3 protein-coding genes are annotated in these 2,354 nt (G+C 62.2%); all 3 read left to right on the forward strand.

Features of this window, described 5'->3' with window-relative positions:
• The first annotated feature begins 252 nt into the window (after positions 1-252).
• The gene (locus QM600_RS29310) at positions 253-747 is read left to right on the forward strand and encodes a beta-class carbonic anhydrase (protein WP_283265277.1); all 495 of its coding nucleotides are present in this window, start codon (positions 253-255) and stop codon (positions 745-747) included.
• 19 nt (positions 748-766) lie between these two features.
• Positions 767-1,549 (forward strand): histidinol-phosphatase, encoded by a 783-nt coding sequence (hisN, locus tag QM600_RS29315; protein ID WP_283265278.1) that lies wholly within the window; start codon positions 767-769, stop codon positions 1,547-1,549.
• A 125-nt stretch (positions 1,550-1,674) separates the two neighbouring features.
• Positions 1,675-2,354: multicopper oxidase domain-containing protein (locus tag QM600_RS29320; protein ID WP_283265280.1), on the forward strand; the 680-nt coding region annotated here is incomplete at its 3' end.

Here is a 2,354-nt window from a genome sequence, read left to right on the forward strand (position 1 = left end):
TGCTCGAGCTCGTCGATGCGTCGGCGCAGCTCCTCGACGTCCACAACCGATTCGCAGGTGCGAAGGGTGGTGTCGAGCGCGTTCAGGTCTGCAATTACGTCAGGATGCACGGTTCTCAAGGCTACCGGGTGGCCCTGACAGCTCTGTCGCCTATCACCCTTCTGATCAGCGCGACGCGAACCCTTGCGATCCATCTTGCGAAAGCACCTACTGGAAAGGAAACAATCCGTACTCGCGAAAGGCATCCCGGAGATGACCGTCACCGATGAATATCTAAAGAACAATGCCGCCTATGCGGAGCAATTCTCCGGGCCGCTCCCTCTGCCGCCCAGCAAGCACGTCGCAGTTCTGGCCTGCATGGATGCCCGTCTCGACGTGTATCGAATGCTCGGCATCAACGAAGGTGAATCACACGTCATCCGCAACGCGGGCGGTGTGGTCACCGACGACGAAATCCGCTCACTGGCGATCAGCCAACGACTCCTCGGCACTACTGAGATCATTCTCATCCACCACACAGACTGCGGGATGCTGACGTTCACCGACGACGCCTTCAAACGTTCCATCCAGGACGAAACCGGAATCAAGCCGAATTGGTCCGCCGAGTCCTTCCCCGACGTGGAAGAAGATGTCCGTCAATCCCTGCGACGCATCGAGAGCAGTCCGTTCATCACCGCGACGACCTCCCTTCGAGGTTTTGTCTTCGACGTCGCTACCGGAAAGCTGAACGAAGTCACCCCTGGCTGAGGCGGTAAGTTGTCTACCCGTGACCGATCTTGCTTCCGACCTTGCTCTGGCCCTCCGTATCGCGGACGAAGCTGACGCGATCACTCGCGCCCGCTTCGGCGCACTCGATCTGCGGGTGGACGACAAGCCCGACCTCACGCCCGTATCCGACGCCGACCTCGCGGTCGAGCGGGCCGTGCGCGCGACTCTTGCGGAACAACGGCCCGGCGACGCCGTCCTCGGTGAAGAGTTCGGCGGCGACGCGATCTTCGAAGGTCGGCAGTGGGTGGTCGATCCGATCGACGGCACCAAGAACTTCGTGCGCAACGTCCCCGTCTGGGCAACATTGATCAGTTTGCTCGAGGACGGTGTACCGGTCGTGGGGGTCGTCAGCGCACCGGCCCTGAACCGGCGCTGGTGGGCAGCAACAGGTTTGGGCGCCTTCACGTCGTATGACGGCGCCGATGCTCGCCGCATCCAAGTCTCTGCCGTCGACCGTAGCGAATCTTCGAGCCTGAGTTTTTCGAGCCTGTCCGGATGGAAGGACCGCGGTATCCGCGACCAGTTCATCGAACTCACCGACCACGTCTGGCGAGTCCGCGGCTACGGCGACTTCTTCTCCTACTGCCTCGTTGCAGAAGGCGCAGTGGACATCGCTGCCGAACCTGAAGTCTCACTCTGGGATCTCGCAGCCTTGGACGTACTGGTTCGCGAAGCCGGTGGCATGTTCACCGACTTGGGCGGCGGCGCCGGCCCACACGGTGGCAGTGCCGTCGCGACCAACGGTTTGCTGCACGAGGATGTGCTGGCGCGCTTGCGGTAGCAAAATTTTGAGCGGTCCGCAAGGGCCCGCGGGAGGGTGCGCGACGGGTCCGCAAGCAGGATTCGGCAGGTCCGTCATCCCCGAACACTGGAAGTAGTCGATCACGTACTACTTCCAGGAGCATGATGAACCGGATTTCCAGGCGCACAATCCTGTGGGGCTTTGCAGCCGCACCGCTCGGACTCGCGCTGGGTTGCACTGCCGGTCCGAAATCGCAAGGTGCGGAACCAGGCACATCACGTCCCCTCCCTGTCCCTCCGCTGGCACCGTCAACCGTCGACGGTTCGGGCGTACGCCACTTCACACTCAGCGCCGGCGCGGGGACCACAGAATTTGTCGCCGGAAAACTCACGGATACCTGGGGATTCAACGGCTCGGTCCTCGGACCGACTATTCGGGCAAAACGTGGAGAGTCGGTGGCATTCACCATCGACAACACACTCGACGAGCCGACGACCGTGCACTGGCACGGCATGCACCTCCCCGCCAAGTTCGACGGCGGACCGCACCAGACCATCGAGGCAGGCGGGCGCTGGGAGCCCGCGTGGACAATCGATCAACCCGCATCGACGCTCTGGTACCACCCACATCCACACGGTGCCACCGAACGGCACGTCATGCGAGGCCTGGCCGGTCTGTTCCTGATCGACGACGCCGAGACCGATTCCCTCGACATCCCGAAAACTTATGGAGTCGACGATGTTCCGATCGTCATTCAGGATCGACGATTCACCGCTACCGGCGCCTTCGACGAATCCGACCCGACGGACGTCGGACTGCTCGGCGACACCATTGTCACCAACGG

The sequence above is a fragment of the Rhodococcus sp. IEGM 1379 genome (genome assembly GCF_030056815.1).
Lineage (GTDB): Bacteria > Actinomycetota > Actinomycetes > Mycobacteriales > Mycobacteriaceae > Rhodococcus_F.

Coding starts and splice junctions, on each gene's coding strand:
- QM600_RS29310 (WP_283265277.1), top strand. CDS start 253: ATGACCGTCACCGATGAATATCTAAAGAACAATGCCGCCTATGCGGAG.